The organism is Streptococcus sp. DD12, from assembly GCF_001578885.1.
GTDB lineage: Bacteria > Bacillota > Bacilli > Lactobacillales > Streptococcaceae > Streptococcus.
The window spans coordinates 39,544-56,973 of the sequence record NZ_KQ969496.1 but is presented as its reverse complement, the minus strand read 5'-3'; the positions used below and the strand labels follow the sequence as shown (position 1 = coordinate 56,973).

Below are 17,430 nucleotides of genomic sequence, written 5' to 3'. Positions count from 1 at the left end.
TAAAAGGGACAAACCTCATCAAAAGGAGAAAGCTATGACTTTATTTGACCGTATCAAAACTGTGACTGAACTACAAGCTGTGGCAGGCCATGAGCGCCCTGTGCGTGAGTTTCTTAAAAAAGAAATGGCCCCTTATGTTGACCACATCACCAGCGATGGCCTCGGTGGTGTCTTTGGTGTACGGCCTAACAATGACCCTCAAGCACCAACCATCCTAGTCGCTGCCCATATGGACGAAGTCGGATTTCTTGTCAGCAAAATCCAGGACAACGGTACCCTACGTGTCGTGCCACTAGGAGGCTGGAACCCGCTGGTGGTGAGTGCCCAACGCTTTACCCTGACCACACAAAAAGGTGACCAGTATCCCGTCATCTCAGGTTCTGTTCCTCCTCATCTTCTGCGGGGGACATCGGGTGCTAGCTTGCCTAAGGTAGAAGATATTGTCTTTGATGCTGGCTTTAGCGACAAGGCTGAGGCCGAAAGTTACGGCGTGCACCCTGGTGACACCATCATTCCAGAAAGTCAGACCATCCTCACTGCCAATGGCAAAAATGTCATCAGCAAGGCCTGGGACAACCGCTACGGTGTCCTCATGGTGGCTGAACTTCTTAAAAATCTGGCGGACACCGACCTTCCCAATACCTTAATAGCAGGTGCCAATGTCCAAGAAGAAGTCGGACTCAGAGGTGCCCATGCCTCAACCCAGACCTTCCAACCAGACATCTTTTTGGCTGTGGACTGTTCCCCAGCTGGAGACGTCTACGGAGACCAAGGTGCTATCGGTGACGGCACACTTATTCGCTTTTACGACCCTGGCCATGTCCTCCTAGAAGACATGCGGGACTTTTTACTTGAAACAGCTGACGAAGCGGGGATTCGTTACCAATACTACGCTGGCAAAGGTGGTACAGATGCAGGTGCTGCCCACCTACAAGCAGGCGGTGTCCCTTCAACCACAATCGGGGTCTGCGCCCGCTACATCCACTCCCACCAAACCCTCTTCAACCTCGAAGATTTCCAACAAGCCCAAGCCTTCCTCCAAGCCTTGGTCAAAAAACTTGACCGCAAAATGGTAGATAAGATTAAAGGCTATTAGACTTTTCGCGAAACTGTCAATCGCTCCTTCTTGCACGATCACTCTTTTAAAAGACGATGAACACAAGCACCTGAAGCCTGCATCAGTCAGCCAAAGGCTAGGAGTTTATTCTCTACAAGAGCAAATCAAAAAAACAGCCCTGAGGCTGTTTTTCTTTGAAGTCAAAGTCTTTTTAAGACTTCCCTTAGGTGAGGGGTGGACGGTAGCGACTCCTGACGGATTCCATCCCTTAACTTTGAGCCTAAGGTCTCAAAGTTCCCAAATGCTTGAAACATCCCTGTTTCAAGCATTTTTCTCACGGCGGGAAGTCTTGGTTCTTGCTTGGAAGAACTGAAATTATCTTCTTCTATTAACAGAGTTCCGTAGAATCTACCGATAAGATCAGTTTGTCTTTGTTTTCAAACCTCCTCCTGGCTGTTTTTTTCACATAAGCTCACCTTGCGGTTTGCTCATTAAACCTATTTTTAAGCGCTACTCGGTGTCTTCTACTTGCTCGCTTTCCTCGTCTTCATCTGGCTGGGCTTGGATGGTCTGGATATAGGCATCCAGTTTGCTGTCAAAGCTGGCCTTAGTTAGGTCAGGGTAGGCCAGATAGAGAAGGTTATACCACCCTCGGTCACCATCTGCTTGGTAGTAACCCTCGATACGGGTTGGGCGATAAGACTTGTCAAAATGAATGCGAAGACATTTGAGAGTCTTATCCTTATAATCATTGAGAATGTCATTGTTACCCCGGCTATCGCTAGAGAGTTTGAGATTTCCCCAAGTGTCAGCCAAGTCTAAGGTAACCTTATAGTTAGCTTTTTTGATGGCAGACTTATTTATTTGTAGGTATTTGGTCGCTTCTAGGGCTTCCTTCCAGACTTCCCGATAAAAGGCTTTGGCGGTCTGGCCATCCAGCTCTGTTCCGTAGACCTTATCTCCCTTGACGGCAATGTCATCGCCGTATAGTTCCTGAGTCTTGACCGAAAAAGTTTGTCCAACTTCGTCACCATAGACACTCTTGGCATAGCCATCGGTGAGAGTCACATAATTTTCCTTGGCAATGGTCTGATAGAGGCTATTTTTTAGCGGTTTACTTTTTTGATTGTTTATTAGAAAAATCCCTAAAACCGTCACCAACATAAGGAGAAGCAATGAAGCTCCCATAGCGACCCTCTTTTTGGTCATCTTGAACCGCATTCCATTCATCATAGTCAGACTGACCTCCTTTCTTGACAATATCTGCGTAGCGACCGCCCTTGGACAATAATTTGGCTGGACGCCAAACCTTGGTCATCTTGCGGCGGATTACTGTATCGGGTGGATGGGTGACATCCAGGTAGCGGTGCGACCGCGTCAGGTAGGCGGGCACATCATTATTGAGACCTTTAGGCAGGCCATAGTTAGCAGACTCTGTATTGGCAGCATCTGCGCCATCAGCAACAGCGTAATGGTCAGGGTCTGAATCATAAGACCCATCTGCTAACTGGCGGTAGACATTCCACTCAGAAACAAAACGTCCTGTTTTCAAATCGACAATATATTCGATAAACCGGGCATTGTTGGTTCCGTAATCGCCACTGGTATTACTCTTAGGCAGTTGCACCTTCATGTGCTGGGTGTAAGTAAAGTCCCCCTGTGTGCGGTTGTGGAGAACAGCACCCGTCGTGTAGTCAAAGGTCAGCTTGTTCTTTTTCGCAAAGGCTAGCAATTTTTCGTAGTCCGTTTTCCCTTTAAAATGACTGCGCACATAGTCAATGGCTTGTTTGTCAATGTAAGACCTAAACAAGTGGACTTTTAGCCCCAGATGATCCGCATTGAGCCCCTTGCTAGTCGGGTAGGCATCCATCACGGCCTTACGAAAATAGGTAAAAAAATCACCGTTAGGGGCCAAGTCACTCGAAAAGCGGTAACCATCCGTTCCCATCTGCAAAAAGTTATGGCTATCCACTTCAGCTTTCATCTGGGTCATGACCAGGGCCAACTTGTCCTTGGCTGACAAATTAGACCAAACAAAGAGATTTGTGTAAACAGGCGAACCAACTTGCTTGGCTTCACTAGCAAGATCAGTCAGGGTTTGAGACAGGTCTTTACGCTGACGCTTTTTCATGAGCTCACGCAGGCGTTCATAGTAGCCAGCACTGCTGTCAGCATCCCAACCACCCTCGGTCTTGACCTGATTGACAGCCTGCTTGATTTGACCCGTAAGTGCCTGATAGTCCTGATTGGTCACCAGGCGGGTAAAGGCTTTAGAGGGTTTAATCTCGGTCACTTCAAGCAGGCCTTGGTCATTTTTGAGTTCCAGACCAAGGCTAGCTTTGGGATTGTTGTTGACATAATAGCTAACAAAAATCCGATTTCCCTCACTAGCAATCGACTGGCGGTCAATTCGATAAGACCGAACCTGTCCTGCGGCTGTCAGAGCCAGTGGGTCTTTGGCCTGCAAATAGTCTGTAAAGAGATAACTGTTATCACTACGGGTGACCTGGTCCACTAGACGCCGTTGACCTCCGGCGACATAAAAAGCCCCTGCTAGCCCAGCAAGCAAAAGGATGCCAGCTAGCAACCACACCCAAAATTTTCGATTTCTTAACATAGCCTTATTTTAGCATAAAGATAGGAATGGCGACAATTTTTTTGTCGCAAGACCCCTTCCTTTTGAGACATAACAAAAAGGACCTCAGTCCTTTTTATCTGTCTTATGGGCGCAGGCGCTCAATATCACGTACAATTACCAATTCTTCATCGGTTGGTACCACGAGAACAGCAATGGCAGAGTCTGCTTGTGAGATGATACCCTCACGCAGGTTGTCATTCTTGTCATCATCTAACTTTAGACCAGCCCAAGCAAAGTTGGCTAGCACGTCACGCCGAACCTCTGGCGAATTTTCCCCGATACCAGCCGTGAAGACAATGGCATCTGCTCCGCCTAACACGGCCAGATAGGAACCGATGTACTTCTGCAAACGGTCGATGTACATATCATAGGCAAGTTGGCATTTGGCATCGCCATTTGCCACACCTTCTAAGATATCTCGCATGTCACTGGAAACTTCCGAAACACCTGCAAGACCTGACTGACGGTTGTAGATATCCGTCATATCTTGAGCTGTCGATACGCTATCGTCCTGACTAAGGATAAAGGACGTTACAGAAGGGTCTAGCTCCCCAGAACGCGTCCCCATCATGACCCCGCCTAGTGGGGTTAGACCCATAGAGGTGTCGACGGACTGACCATTTTTAACGGCAGTCAAGGACACACCGTTTCCGATATGGCAGGTGATAATCTTCAAGTCTTGAAGAGGTTTGCCTAACAGGTCGGCAGCCTTACCTGCCACATACTGATGACTGGTGCCGTGGGCCCCATATTTACGGACTTTAAAGTCTGTATAATACTTTTCAGCAATTGGGTAGCGATAGGCTTTCTCAGGCATATTAGCATGAAAGGCGGTGTCAAAGACGGCAATCCCAAACACATCTGGCAAGACCTCTTGAAAGGCCCGCATGCCTTGGACCGCTCCTGGATTGTGCAAGGGCGCTAAAACACTAAGGTCTGCAATTTCTTGAATAACTGTATCAGTCAGCGCTTCAGAGCCCTTGAAACGTTCCCCACCGGCAACGACCCGATGGCCAATCCCTGTAATTTCACTGAAATCTTCGATAATTTTATCTGCCTTAAGGGTGTTGAGCAAGAGTTCCACAGCTGCGGTGTGGTCAGGCACGGCAACTTGTGTCTTTTCTTTTTTACCAGCAAAGGCCACCGTCGAATAGGACACGTCTAATCCAATCCGTTCAATCAGTCCTTTGGCCAATACGATCTCTTCTGGCATTTGATAGAGTTGCCATTTTAAACTTGAACTTCCTGCGTTTACTGCTAATGATTTCCCCATGTTAGCCTCCATTTGTAATCGGTTTCAGAAACATTATACCAATTTCCAAGGATTTAGGAAAGATTTTTCGCCCGCCAAGCGGCCAAAGCCTCCATAAACTGACGTATAACAGTTGCATCATTGAGGTCTGTTAGAGGATAGACAAAAACGTTCTCGACCTGCTCCTGCCTTTTTGCCAAAACATAGAGGGTCTTTTCATCCTTTTCACTGTGAAAAAGATTTTCCGGCAAAGTCACCATGGCTAGCACCTGAGCTTCCTTTTGCAACCAAGCCTTGAGCAAATCACTCTGCGGGCTGGTCAAGAGGTCACGAGGAGCCAAGAAAATCGCCAATCCACCTGGTTTGAGGTACTTGAGACCTTGTTCCATGAGAAGGTGGTGGGCATAGGTGTGTTCGGTCTTAGAAGCCACCTGATAGCGACTGGCAATGACATCATCCGGATAAAATCCTACTGGCAAATCCGCCAGCAGAACATCGGACGGTTTGAGGAGTTGGGGACGTACGGCATCTTCCTGGATAAAGTGGAGATCCGTCCCGATGACATCCGCTGTGCTGGCTGCGAGGTCAATCAATAAGTCATCGACCTCGATACCGAGGTAGTCCAATTTTTTAGCGCTATTAATTACCAGGGTTTCAGCCAAGTTCCCTGTCCCTGAGCCGATCTCAACAAGATCTAGTTGGTCTTTGGCGCAGAGGACTTCCATCACATAGAGCAGTAAAAACCCCACCGTGTCAGGTGTCAGCTGATGATTGCGCTGGAGAGGCTCGAGTTGATTGGCTTTCATCAAGAGGTATTGATAAGCACGTCGCCATTCCTCGGCCGTCAGGTTTAAGGCTCTGAGGGCCTCATTATTAGCATCGAGTTTGGCCAACTTGCCCTCTCCCTGAACAAAGTAGGCATTTTGCTCAACTATAGCATCATAGATGTTCGTGGCAAGGTCACTTTGCAACTGTTGGACATTGGTCAAAAGCAGGTCAAAGGCCTGCTCAATCTTTTCAAAATTAACGGTCATAGTCTTCCTTTTAGGGTTAGGGGCCTAATCGCCCTGGTCTAGCATTTCTTGATAAACGATTTTCAGGCACTTATTCATGACGATACGATGGCGATTGGCCTTGCGCAAAAGCTGATTGGCTTCTTGGCTTTGTAGCCCCAGTTGCGCCCAAAAGACATCCGCATCCGTTTCTAGAAAATCACGCGCCACCTCAGGCAGGGCTTCGCTCTTTCGAAACACATCAACAATATTGATGTGCACTGGAATGTCTTGCAGACGGGCGTAGACCTTCTGCCCCAAGATGGTTTGTCCTGCCTTACGAGGATTGACCGGAATAATGGTAAAGCCTTGGTCTTGCATAAATTTGGCCACCCGATAACTAGCCGTCTCCTCGCGATCAGACAAGCCCACCACCGCAATGGTTCGTGACTCACGAATCATATCAAAGATAACGTCATGCGGCGCATTGATAAATTGATCGGTCATAAGCGTCTCCTTTTTCGACTACTTGGCTTCGTACCAAGTCTTCCCAGCATTTTCATCGACAATCAGAGGAACTGCCATGTCTAGGGCAGACTCCATCGTTTCTTTAACCAAATTTTTGACAGCAGTCAACTCTGCTTCAGGGACCTCTAGAACAACCTCGTCATGCACCTGCAAAAGCATCTTAGCTTTGAAGCCTCCGGCAGTCAGGGCCTGATCCAGACGAATCATGGCAATTTTTAAAATATCTGCGGCCGACCCTTGAATGGGTGAATTGATGGCTGTGCGTTCTGCAAAAGAGCGAACGGCAAAGTTTCTCGCATTGATATCTGGTAATTGGCGGCGCCGGTGAAAGAGGGTCTCAACATAGCCTTTGTCTTTGGCGTCACGGACAACCCTTTCCATATATGCCTTAATTCCCGGGTAACGTTCAAAATACGTATCGATGTACTGTTTGGCAAGTTTGCGGGAAATGCCCAGATTATTGGACAACCCAAAATCAGAAATACCATAAACAATGCCAAAGTTCACGGCCTTGGCGTTACGGCGGTCATTGGCCGTGACGTCTTCAGCTTTGTCAATACCAAAGACCCGCATGGCAGTTGCTGTATGAATATCTGCCCCATGCTTAAAGGCATCAATCAGATGCTGATCCCCTGAAATATGAGCCAGCACCCGCAACTCAATCTGCGAGTAATCCGAACTCAGCAAAACGCTGTCCTCCCACTCAGGGACAAAGGCCTTGCGAATAAGACGACCTTGTTCCAGGCGAACGGGGATATTTTGCAGGTTAGGGTCAACGCTAGACAGGCGGCCGGTCTGGGTCAAATCTTGCAGGTAGCGGGTATGAATCTTGCCGTCTGTAGCGATGGCATCCTGCAAGCCTTTGATATAGGTGGATTGCAGTTTAGCCAACTGACGGTAATCTAAAATCTTTTGCACGATAGGCGCATCTGGTGCCAGACGCTCTAAGACATCCACTGCTGTGGAATAACCTGTCTTGGTCTTTTTAGTGGCCGACAGGGGCAGGCCTAATTTTTCAAAAAGAATGACCCCCAGTTGTTTTGGCGAGTTGATATTAAAAGATTCACCTGCCAGGTCGTAAATGTCTTGAGTTAACTGGTCTAAGACCCCTTCGTTGGCCACTTCCATGGCTTGCAGGGTTTCTTTGTGGACACGTATACCAGCTAGCTCCATTTTTGCTAGGACATGGGCCAAAGGTAACTCCATATCATAAAGGAGACCAAGTTGCTCTTGTTCTTCTAGTTGGGCAATCATGACTGGCTCTGTCTCTACTAAGGCTCGCACCTTGCTCGCTAGGTGGCTCAGAAAGATTTCCTTATCTGGCAAGGCCAGCTTAGCTCCCTTACCGTAGACGGCGACGTCCTCAGCCAAGGGCGATTTGCCATAGAGGCGTGCAATGGTTGCTAAGCTATTGTCTTCAACCGTTGACAAGAGGTACTTGGCCAAACGGCTATCAAAGCCTGCCTGCTGCAGCTGAATTCCCTGACGGGCCAAGAGCACCCGACTGCGTTTGGTATCATAGGTTTTAAGGGCTGTTTGCTCCAAAAAGCTCTTGAAAACAGGTGTCTCTAAAAGGCTTGCATCATCAGATACGTAAATCTGTTTGGCATTGCCCCACGCCAGACCAACCAGAGGCTCGGTATGGTAGTTTTCCCCTAAGATTTCAAAATAAAAGAAATCCTGAGCATCCAAGAGCTCCGCCCTGACCTCGGTCACCTCTTCAAAGCGCACTTTTTCAACGGGTGCTTGAGGGTCATCTTGGGTCAATTGCTGACGAAACTGGTTAAAGCCCATGCTGTCATAAAAGGCCTTGAGTTGGTCGATTTGCTTGCCTTGGTAGACGATATCCTCTAAACCGATGGTAATGGGCGCCTGCGTGTTAATAGTCGCCAAGGTCTTGGACAAAAAGGCTTGCTCACGGTCATTGATGAGGTTTTCCTTCATCTTAGAGGGTTTGAGTTGGTCCAGATTGTCGTACAGATTTTCCAGACTTCCAAATTGGTAAAGGAGCTTAAGTCCCGTTTTTTCCCCGATTTTAGTCACTCCAGGAATGTTATCAGACTTGTCGCCCATGAGGGCCTTAAGGTCGATAAACTGCTCTGGGGTCAAGGCTAGCTTATCCATAAGCGCTTGCGGTGTGTAGGCTTCAAACTCCGCCACCCCTTTTTTGGAAATCTCGACCACTGTGTTGCTATCTGTCAGCTGAATCAGGTCCTTGTCTCCAGAAACAATCGTGACCTGATAATGGTCCCCATCTTCAGCAAGCTTATCCAGGGTTCCGATAATGTCATCGGCTTCGTAGTTTTCCAAATCATAGTAGGCAATGCCCAGACCATCCAAGAGTTCACGGATATAGGGCAATTGTTCCCGGAATTCAGACGGGGTCTTGGCACGTCCCGCCTTATAGTCCGCAAACATTTCCGTCCGAAAAGTGGTCTTGCCTGCATCAAAGGCTACCAAGACATGGGTCGGCTGGATACGCTCCATCAGATGATTGAGCATGAGGTGAAAACCGTAAATGGCATTAGTATGAAGACCCGAACGGTTTTTAAAATTGTCCATCTGATTATAGAGGGCAAAAAAGGCACGATAGGCCACAGATGACCCATCAATCAATAAAAGTTTTTTCTTGTCAGTCATGCCTTTATTATAGCACATTCACTAAAGGAAGGGCAGGGATGCCAAACCAGCGCTTGCTTTAAAGTCAGACACACCAGTATGGGATTTCCGGATTAAATTTGTGCATTTTTTGACAGGCGGTGGTAGACTATGGCTAGAAAAAAACAAAGGAGGTATATCCTATGCTAACATACGATATACTAGTGATTGGTTTTGGTAAGGCCGGAAAGACACTGGCTGGAAAATTTGCCAAGGCCGGCAAGAAAGTAGCCCTCATCGAAGAAAGCCCAGCTATGTACGGAGGCACTTGTATCAACATTGCTTGTATTCCCACAAAGACCATGATTGTGGCTGCTGACAAGGGCTGGGATTTTAACCAAGTCATGGCAGAACGCCAGGCAGTCACCCATCGCCTCAACGGCAAAAACTATGCTGCAGCGACAGGCAATGGCGTAGATGTCATCGACGCCAAAGCACGTTTTATCTCTGATAAGCTTGTCCAAGCGCAAAAAGGGGATGACAGCATACAGGTAACTGCGGATATTATCATTATCAATACTGGGGCTGTCTCAAATGTCCTCCCCATCCCTGGACTGGCTGATAGCCCACTAGCCTACGACTCAACGGCTATTCAAAAATTAGACAAACAACCACAACGCTTGGGGGTCCTCGGCGCAGGTCCCATCGGTTTAGAATTTGCTAGCCTTTATAACAAACTGGGAAGTCAAGTGACTGTCCTTGATGCGTCAGAGACATTCCTCCCACGCACAGAAGCCAGCATCGCCGCACTAGCCAAGTCCTATCTTGAAGAAGATGGCATCACCATCAAACAAGGCATCCATACCTCTCTGGTTCGTACCGAAGACCAACAAATCACCCTAATCACTGACCAAGGAGAATTGACCTTTGACGCTCTCCTCTATGCAACTGGTCGTAAACCCAATACAGCTGGCTTGGGACTGGAAAACACAGGCATTGCCCTCACAGACCGTGGCGCCATCGCCGTGGATAAACACTTAGAAACGACTGTCCCTGGTATCTTTGCCGTTGGCGATGTCAATGGCGGACCTCAGTTTACCTATGCTTCTTTGGATGACAGCCGTATCGTCCTTAGCTATCTGACTGGTGATGGCAACTACAACCTAGAGACGCGACACACCTTGCCAAACACCCTCTTTATCCACCCTGCCTTAGCCAGTGTTGGTTTGACAGAAGACCAAGCTAAGGCCCAAGGTCTCCCTGTCGCTAGCAAGGAAATGCCTGTTGCAGGCATGCCTCGGGCCCATGTCAACGGAGACTTGCGCGGAGCCTTCAAAGCGGTGGTCAATCCCCAAACCAAAGAAATTCTTGGAGCGACTATTTTTGCCCAAGGCGCTGAGGAAATCATCAACCTCATCACCATGGCTATAGACAACCACATCCCTTACACCTACTTCACGCAACAAATCTTTACCCATCCAACTCTAGCTGAAAACCTCAACGATTTGTTTGCGATTGAGTAAGCGAACAAAACCAAGGCAACAAGAAGGTTTTTAACCAACACGATTCCAACAGCAAAAAAACGTCTAGTCGGTCCTAGCAATAGAACGGATTAGACGTTTTTTGATGTCTTTACAAGAAGCCAATAAAGAGAGCGCCTAAAGCCAGAAGGCCATAGACTCCCCAAGCGGTCAGACGTTGCCTTTTTTGAAAGAGATGCCCCTCAACTTGGGTAGGCAAGGCACAAGCCAGAACAGCCCCTCCGACAATTCCTCCCAGATGGCCAGGGATGGAAATACCTGGAACCAATAGGTTAAAAATCAAGTTGACGACAATCAAACCTAGGTAGGATTGGCCCAGTTGTTTGACATAGGGGTTGCACCCCCAGTAACCTACGATAACCACAGCTGCAAAGAGGCCAAAGAGCGACGTTGAAGCACCAGCTGAGACAACGGTCGGCGAAAAGACCAAAACTGCTAGATTTCCCATAACCCCAGACAAAAGATAAAGCAGTAAGAAGCGCGCAGAGCCAAAAAGGTCTTCACAGATACGGCCGATAAAATAAAGGGTCAAGGCATTAAAGGCAAAATGTTCCCAACCAATATGGACAAAGATAGCTGCCACTAAACGCCACAATTGCCAGGGTTGGGCTTTGATACTCGGAGCAAACATCCCACCAAACTCATAGATGGTTAGGGCTGAGGTGGTCTGCCCAAAGCGTAGGAGTTGAATAGCCAAAAAGACCAGTGTGGTTGAGGCTAAAAGGATGCTGGTCACAGGATAGGCTTTAATCATTTGGCGCATAAAGCACCTCCCCTACTGGGATATCATGGGGTTCTGGCTGAAAGGCCAGTCGCTGACAAGCGTAGGCCGTTGATAGGGTTTTCCCCTTATAGTTTGCCAAAAAGCGGTCGTAAAAACCAGCCCCATAGCCGATACGGTAGCCCTCTGGGTTAAAGCAGACACCAGGTACCTGAATCAAGTCAATGGCATCAGGTGCCACCACCGCATCACTTGTTGGCTCTAGAAGTCCAAAAGAGGTCTCCTCTAGCGCCTCTGGGTCATAAGCCACAAAGGCCAAAAGGCGATTGGGGTAAGTTTTAGGAACTAAGACCGTTTTGCCATCGGCTAGAAAGCGCTGGATAAAGAGAGCCGTATCCACTTCATGTGGCATGGCCAGATAGGTGGCAATCGTCTCTGCTTTCTGGTAGGCTGGGTGGTCGACAAATTGCGCCAAAAGCGATTGGTCCCAATCTGCCTTAACCTCGGCAGGGATTGCCTTCATCTCCTGTAACACCTGACTGCGATTGTTTTTTTTAACTGAGCTCATGGTTGGCCTTCGCTTTCAAGAAATGACTGATGTGAGTGACCGCCAAGGGCAAGACCCTTTCATCAGGGGACATGGTCGGTGTGTGCAGGGCAGTCTGCGCTCCGACACCTAGCCAAAACATCACGCCAGGCACCTGATGAAGCAGATAACCAAAGTCCTCACCTGTCATCGCAGGAAGGCAATCGACTAAGTCAACTCCTTCTTCCTTGTCAAAAAAGGTCATGAATTCCTTGGCTAGCTCTGGGTTGTTTTCTACCGGCAGATAGCCTCCTTGCTTAAGGCTGACCTCCACGGATAGACCAAAAGCCGTCGCAATTCCAGCTGCAATCTCCTGTACCCGTCTTTGGATGAGCTGGTTCATGTCTTGGGTCAAGGTGCGAATGGTGCCATAAACTGTAGCTTCTTCTGCGATGACATTATTGGTCGTACCGGCATGTAGGCTACCAAAGGTGACCACGCCTCCCTCGATTGGGTCAACATTGCGGCTGACAATGGTCTGAGCCTGAGTGACGAAGTGCGCTGCCGCCACGATGGCATCATTGGCCTCATGTGGAAAGGCTGCGTGCCCCCCTTTACCTGTAATGGTCACCAAGACCTCACAAGTACCTGCAAAGAGGGTGTGGGTATTGGTCGCAAAGGTCCCTACAGGGAAGTCTGGACGCACATGCAAGCCATAGAAAATATCTGGCAACCAGTCACCAAAAGCCCCCTCCTCATACATGAGTTTGCCACCCGCTTCGTTTTCCTCAGCCGGTTGAAAAAGGATGAGAACATTGTCTAAAGGTTGCTGGTCCAACATAGCCTCCAACACACCCAAGCCCACTGTCATGTGAATATCATGACCACAGGCATGCATCCGGCCCTCATGCTGGCTACTAAAGGGCAGACCTGTTTCCTCAGTCACTGGCAGGCCATCCATATCACTGCGCCAACCAATGGTTCTGCTCCCCTCGCGACCAGTCAGATTCACTAAAATCCCTGTTCGCCAAGTCCTGACACTAGCAAAAGCTTTGTCACTTATCAAGTCTTCAATCAGCCCCAAGAGGTAGGCTTGGGTCTCAAACTCCTCCAAACCAATCTCAGGAATCTGGTGAAGTTGCCTGCGCACTGCTACTAAATCCATCATCGCCTCATCTCCTTTTCTAGAAAAGCCTGGGACAGCTGCCACAGGCTTTTGAGTAACCACTTTAAATATTACGCAAGGCGTCTTCTAGTGCGGTTTTTTGTTGGGTTTTTTCGTCAATCTCTTTGATGACACGGGCTGGAACCCCTGCAACGACTACATTTTCAGGCACGTCTTGGGTAACAATAGCGCCAGCAGCAACAACAGAACCATTGCCCACTTGCACGCCCTCGATGATCACAGCATTTGCCCCGACGAGGACATTGTCGCCCACACGGACAGGGTCTGCCGATGCAGGCTCAATCACACCTGCCAAAACAGCGCCAGCACCGATATGGCTGTTTTTACCAACCATGGCCCGGCCACCTAGGATAGCACCCATGTCAATCATCGTGCCTTCGCCGATTTCAGCACCGATGTTGATCACAGCCCCCATCATCACCACAGCATTGTCTGCGATAGTCACTTGGTCACGGATAATCGCCCCTGGTTCGATACGCGCATTGATTTCACGCTTGTCCAATAAGGGCACAGCCGAATTGCGGCCATCTTGTTCCACCACATAGTCAACATTTTCGGTCAGACTGGCCAAAAGTGGTGCCACGTCTTTCCAGTCCCCAAAGAGGACATTGCCCAAACACAGCACGTCTTCTGGGACTTGTCCGGCAAGCTCACCTTGAAAGGTGACTTTAACAGTGGTCTTTTTTTCAGCATTCCCAATAAAGGCAATGATTTCTTGAGCAGTCATTTTTTGTGCAGTCATCTCTGTCTCCTTAGCTATTGTCGCCAGGTTTGCGGCCATGAATGCCTTTTTGGCGTTGGATTTCCTTCAGTTTTTCAGGGGTGATGTCATTGCCATCTTCGTCAACAACCTTAATCCCCTCGATATGGCTACGCATAGAACGGCGGTAGCCTTCGATGTATTCCTTGCGCAATTCAGCTTGTTCTTGCGCTTCTTTTTCGGTCAAACCGGTTTCTTTTTTCTTTTTAGCCAACTCATTGATGCGGGCAATTTTCTTTTCGTCCACGGTAAATCTCCTTACTTGCTAGAAATTTGGTTAAACTTAGCCAATTGACCTGCCTTATCTGCCAAGGCTTTCAGAAGAGCCAAGCGATTTGTTTTAAGTTTTTCATCATCTACCATGACCATAGTATTGTCAAAAAAGTCTGTGATGACAGGGGTTAGGGCAAAGAGTTGCGCCACATTGTCGCTAGCCTCGTGACCAAAATGTAAGGCTTCAACTGCCTCATAGAAGGCTGTCTCGCTGGCATTTTCAAAAAGGCTAGTATCGACAGGATGGGTCTCTTCAACCTTGTCTGCCAGATTAAAGACCCGTGCTAGGGCTTCAATGGCTGGTTTGTAATCGGCATCTTTTGACTTGTCTGCCAGCGCTTGAGCGGACTCAATCAAGTCACGCACCACAAAGGTAGAGCTGGCCAGAACCGCAGCCACAATGTCTTTTGAAACCCCTTTGTCAATCATTTTTTCCACACGGCCACGGACAAAGTCCAAGACTTCCGCTTGATTTTGATAGGTCAAGCTGTCAAAGGACAGGGCGTACAAGGCATCCAAAAGGCTATCTAGGGCAATATCCCAGCCGAACTTGTCTAGGATACGGACAATCCCTTGAGTGGCCCGACGAAGGGCATAGGGGTCATTAGACCCAGATGGAATCAATCTCACAGAGAAGAAGGACAAGATGGTATCGAGTTTATCAGCAATCGCCAGTACGGCACCAACCTTGCTGTCAGGTAGTTCGCCATCACTGCTGTTTGGCAGGTAATGTTCCCGAATCGCTGTCGCCACACGTGGATTTTCACCAGCCAAGAGCGCATATTTTTCACCCATAAGACCTTGCAATTCGTCGAACTCTCCAACCATACCCGTCAAGAGGTCAAACTTATAAATCTGGCTGGCACGGTCTAGGTCAGCTTTGTCGCTATCAGATAGCTCGGCAAGGTCCGCCACTAAGGCAGCAATTGCACGTGTCCGACTCATGTGGTCATAGAGCGACCCGATTTTTTCGTGGAAGGTAACCTGTTGGAGTTTGGCAACCAACTCTTCGATGTCCAAACGTTGGTCTTCACGCCAGAAGAATTCCGCATCTTCCAGACGGGCCACAAGAACTTTTTGGTTCCCTTTGACCACATTGTCCAAGAATTGGTCATTCCCATTGCGCACTGAGACAAAGTAAGGCAAGAGTTTCCCAGAAGCATCCCGCACGACAAAGTAACGCTGGTGCGTCTTCATAGAGGTCACCAAGACTTCTTCAGGGATGTCCAAGTATTTCTCATCAAAACGGCCGATGAAGGCAGTCGGGTACTCAACCAGATTGAGGACTTCATTGAGCAAGGCTTCATCAATCTCCACAGAGACGTTGTAGGCCTTTTCCAACTCACGAATCTGCTCGATAATCCGATTTTCCCGCTCTGTCGCATCAGTGATGACGTAAACATCTCGCAAGTCATCCTCATAAGTCGCTGCTGACTGGATAGACACGTCATGCCCTAAAAAGCGATGACCACGGCTGGTACGGCTACTTTCAATGTCCAAGAATGGCAAGGTGAAGGAAGTGTCATCAATCAAAACCGTAAAGGTGTGAACAGGACGAATGTATTCAAAACTATTGCTTGCCCAGTGCATATTGACCGGGAAAGTCATGGCCTCTAAGATGGCCGGAATGCCTGCCACTAGGTCTTCTAAACTGCGACCAGCTTCTTGTTTAGTGACGTAGACGTATTCTTCCCCTTTTTCTTCTTCAAAGCGGATAGCATCAACGGTCAGCCCTTTCCCACGGACAAAGCCTTGGGCAGCCTTGGTAAAGTTGCCATCAGTATCCAAAGCAATTTTTTTAGAAGGCCCACGGAAATCCTCTGTCAAATCCTCTTGGCGGTCTGGCAATCCCGAAACCCTCACAGCCAAACGGCGAGGGGTTGAAAACATTTCGACACGTTCATAGCTAAGGCGATTGTCGGTTAAAAAACTCACCATACGGTCGCGCAGCTGTTTCATACTAGGGGTGACCGTGTAGGCCGGCATTTCTTCTAGGCCTAATTCGACCAATAATTGTTTAGTCATTAGCTTCCTCCTTCGCTAACAAGCGTTGACGACTAGCTTCATCCAAGAGTGGGTAACCCAAGCGTTTTCGTTCTGCGACAAAGGTTTTTGCCACTTGACGAGCCAGGTTACGGATACGCGCAATATAACCGGCCCGTTCCGTTACAGACACCGCTCCTCGAGCATCCAAGAGGTTAAAGGTGTGTGAACATTTCAAGACATAATCATAGGCAGGGTGAACCAAGTTTTCAGCCAAACACCGACGGGCTTCCGCCTCAAAATGGTCAAAGTTTGCTAAAAGCAAGTCTTGGTCAGAGATTTCAAAGCTGTATTTGGAATGTTCAAACTCAGGCTGTAGGAAAATTTCCCCATACTTGACCCCAGGTGCCCACTCAATGTCGTAAACACTATCCACTTCTTGGATATAAGAAGCCAAACGCTCCAGACCATAGGTCACCTCAGAAGTCACAGGGCCTGTCTCAAGACCACCTACTTGTTGGAAATAGGTAAATTGCGTAATCTCCATACCATCTAGCCAGACTTCCCAGCCCAAACCGGCCGAACCCGTTGATGGGTTTTCCCAGTTATCTTCTACAAAACGAATGTCGTGTTCGAGAGGATTGATGCCCAATTTCTCCAAAGAAGCCAAGTAAAGTTCTTGGATATTGCTTGGAGAGGGTTTCATCACCACCTGAAATTGATGGTGTTGGTAAAGGCGGTTAGGGTTTTCCCCGTAACGCCCATCGGCTGGCCGGCGTGACGGCTCTACATAGGCCGCATTCCAAGGCTCAGGCCCAATAGCACGCAAGAAAGTGTAAGGGCTCATGGTTCCTGCCCCTTTTTCATTATCATAGGCCTGCATGAGCATACAGCCTTGGTCATTCCAAAATTGCTGCAAGGTCAGGATGATTTCCTGAAAAGTCAATGGTTTTGACATGGTTTTCTCCTTTTTCGGTGAGCGTCAGGCGGGTACAAAAAAGGGGAACCCTCGCATACCGGCCTGTCGCTTGTGACAGGGGCCGTTAAACGGCGGTTCCACCCTTATTTTTACTTCATTATTTTATTTACAGTTAATCTGAAAGCGCCATTGCCGCCTGCTCATACCTGGCTTGCACTATCCCAGATTCGCTGCGTCGAGCCTTTGACGGAAATTTCTTCCATGGAAAGTATTCTATCATATCTTACTGGGCTTGTCCATGATTAACGGTGAGCGTCTGAAGAGTGCTCCATCTCTTCCTTGATGGGGCAAGAGCAGTGACAATCGCCACAAGAGCCTTTTTTCTTGATATAGGAACGACTGGCTAGGACCACACAGAGGGCCAAAAATCCTGCAATGACATAAGTTGCCATGAGT

General features: G+C 48.4%; 16 protein-coding genes. 2 read left to right on the top strand and 14 right to left on the bottom strand.

Translation table 11 applies throughout. The annotated features are described in order from the left end of the window. Positions 1-34: 34 nt before the first annotated feature. Positions 35-1,096 (top strand): glutamyl aminopeptidase, encoded by a 1,062-nt coding sequence (gene pepA / locus STRDD12_RS06370; protein WP_066916348.1) that lies wholly within the window; start codon positions 35-37, stop codon positions 1,094-1,096. A gap of 471 nt (positions 1,097-1,567) precedes the next feature. On the opposite strand, the gene STRDD12_RS06365 is transcribed toward pepA, so the two are convergent. The 6 genes from STRDD12_RS06365 to polA all read right to left on the bottom strand — a co-directional run bounded on the left by STRDD12_RS06365 (position 1,568) and on the right by polA (position 9,107). Next, positions 1,568-2,245 carry a hypothetical protein gene (locus tag STRDD12_RS06365; protein WP_156471469.1) on the bottom strand — a complete coding sequence of 226 codons (678 nt, stop codon included), beginning with the start codon at positions 2,243-2,245 and terminating at the stop codon, positions 1,568-1,570. Next, positions 2,172-3,674: a DUF1310 family protein gene (locus STRDD12_RS06360; RefSeq protein WP_082753080.1), complete on the bottom strand. Its 1,503-nt coding sequence runs from the start codon at positions 3,672-3,674 to the stop codon at positions 2,172-2,174. Before STRDD12_RS06360 ends, STRDD12_RS06365 begins: the two co-directional genes overlap by 74 nt. A 103-nt stretch (positions 3,675-3,777) precedes the next feature. Next, complete coding sequence (locus STRDD12_RS06355) at positions 3,778-4,968, bottom strand: acetate kinase (RefSeq protein WP_066916343.1); 1,191 nt, start codon at positions 4,966-4,968, stop codon at positions 3,778-3,780. A gap of 53 nt (positions 4,969-5,021) precedes the next feature. Beyond that, positions 5,022-5,981 (bottom strand): class I SAM-dependent methyltransferase, encoded by a 960-nt coding sequence (locus STRDD12_RS06350; protein ID WP_066916341.1) that lies wholly within the window; start codon positions 5,979-5,981, stop codon positions 5,022-5,024. 24 nt (positions 5,982-6,005) lie between these two features. Next, positions 6,006-6,446 (bottom strand): CoA-binding protein, encoded by a 441-nt coding sequence (locus STRDD12_RS06345; RefSeq protein WP_066916339.1) that lies wholly within the window; start codon positions 6,444-6,446, stop codon positions 6,006-6,008. 18 nt (positions 6,447-6,464) lie between these two features. Then, the gene (gene polA, locus STRDD12_RS06340) at positions 6,465-9,107 is read right to left on the bottom strand and encodes a DNA polymerase I (protein ID WP_066916337.1); all 2,643 of its coding nucleotides are present in this window, start codon (positions 9,105-9,107) and stop codon (positions 6,465-6,467) included. Between the two features lie 161 nt (positions 9,108-9,268). Between polA and STRDD12_RS06335 the strand changes: the two genes are divergently transcribed. After that, positions 9,269-10,588, top strand: coding sequence for an FAD-containing oxidoreductase (locus tag STRDD12_RS06335; protein WP_066916335.1), 1,320 nt, complete (start codon positions 9,269-9,271; stop codon positions 10,586-10,588). 109 nt (positions 10,589-10,697) lie between these two features. On the opposite strand, the gene STRDD12_RS06330 is transcribed toward STRDD12_RS06335, so the two are convergent. The 8 genes from STRDD12_RS06330 to STRDD12_RS08250 all read right to left on the bottom strand — a co-directional run bounded on the left by STRDD12_RS06330 (position 10,698) and on the right by STRDD12_RS08250 (position 17,426). Then, on the bottom strand, positions 10,698-11,369 hold the full coding sequence (locus STRDD12_RS06330) for a rhomboid family intramembrane serine protease (RefSeq protein ID WP_066916333.1): 672 nt from the start codon (positions 11,367-11,369) through the stop codon (positions 10,698-10,700). Next, a complete protein-coding gene (locus tag STRDD12_RS06325) occupies positions 11,353-11,895 on the bottom strand; it encodes a 5-formyltetrahydrofolate cyclo-ligase (RefSeq protein ID WP_066916331.1) in 543 nt (180 codons plus the stop codon). The genes STRDD12_RS06330 and STRDD12_RS06325 overlap by 17 nt, the downstream gene beginning before the upstream one ends. Next, positions 11,882-13,021 carry an N-acetyldiaminopimelate deacetylase gene (locus tag STRDD12_RS06320; protein WP_066916329.1) on the bottom strand — a complete coding sequence of 380 codons (1,140 nt, stop codon included), beginning with the start codon at positions 13,019-13,021 and terminating at the stop codon, positions 11,882-11,884. The genes STRDD12_RS06325 and STRDD12_RS06320 overlap by 14 nt, the downstream gene beginning before the upstream one ends. A 61-nt stretch (positions 13,022-13,082) precedes the next feature. Continuing rightward, complete coding sequence (dapD, locus tag STRDD12_RS06315) at positions 13,083-13,781, bottom strand: 2,3,4,5-tetrahydropyridine-2,6-dicarboxylate N-acetyltransferase (protein ID WP_066916327.1); 699 nt, start codon at positions 13,779-13,781, stop codon at positions 13,083-13,085. Between the two features lie 10 nt (positions 13,782-13,791). Further along, positions 13,792-14,046 carry a DUF896 family protein gene (locus tag STRDD12_RS06310; protein ID WP_066916325.1) on the bottom strand — a complete coding sequence of 85 codons (255 nt, stop codon included), beginning with the start codon at positions 14,044-14,046 and terminating at the stop codon, positions 13,792-13,794. An 11-nt stretch (positions 14,047-14,057) separates the two neighbouring features. Continuing rightward, positions 14,058-16,097, bottom strand: a complete 2,040-nt coding sequence (glyS, locus tag STRDD12_RS06305) for a glycine--tRNA ligase subunit beta (RefSeq protein ID WP_066916323.1) — start codon at positions 16,095-16,097, stop codon at positions 14,058-14,060. Next, entirely contained in the window at positions 16,090-17,013 is a 924-nt protein-coding gene (gene glyQ / locus STRDD12_RS06300; protein ID WP_066916321.1) for a glycine--tRNA ligase subunit alpha, read from the bottom strand. Before glyQ ends, glyS begins: the two co-directional genes overlap by 8 nt. 263 nt (positions 17,014-17,276) lie before the next feature. Continuing rightward, the gene (locus STRDD12_RS08250) at positions 17,277-17,426 is read right to left on the bottom strand and encodes a FeoB-associated Cys-rich membrane protein (RefSeq protein WP_156471468.1); all 150 of its coding nucleotides are present in this window, start codon (positions 17,424-17,426) and stop codon (positions 17,277-17,279) included. Positions 17,427-17,430: the final 4 nt, after the last annotated feature.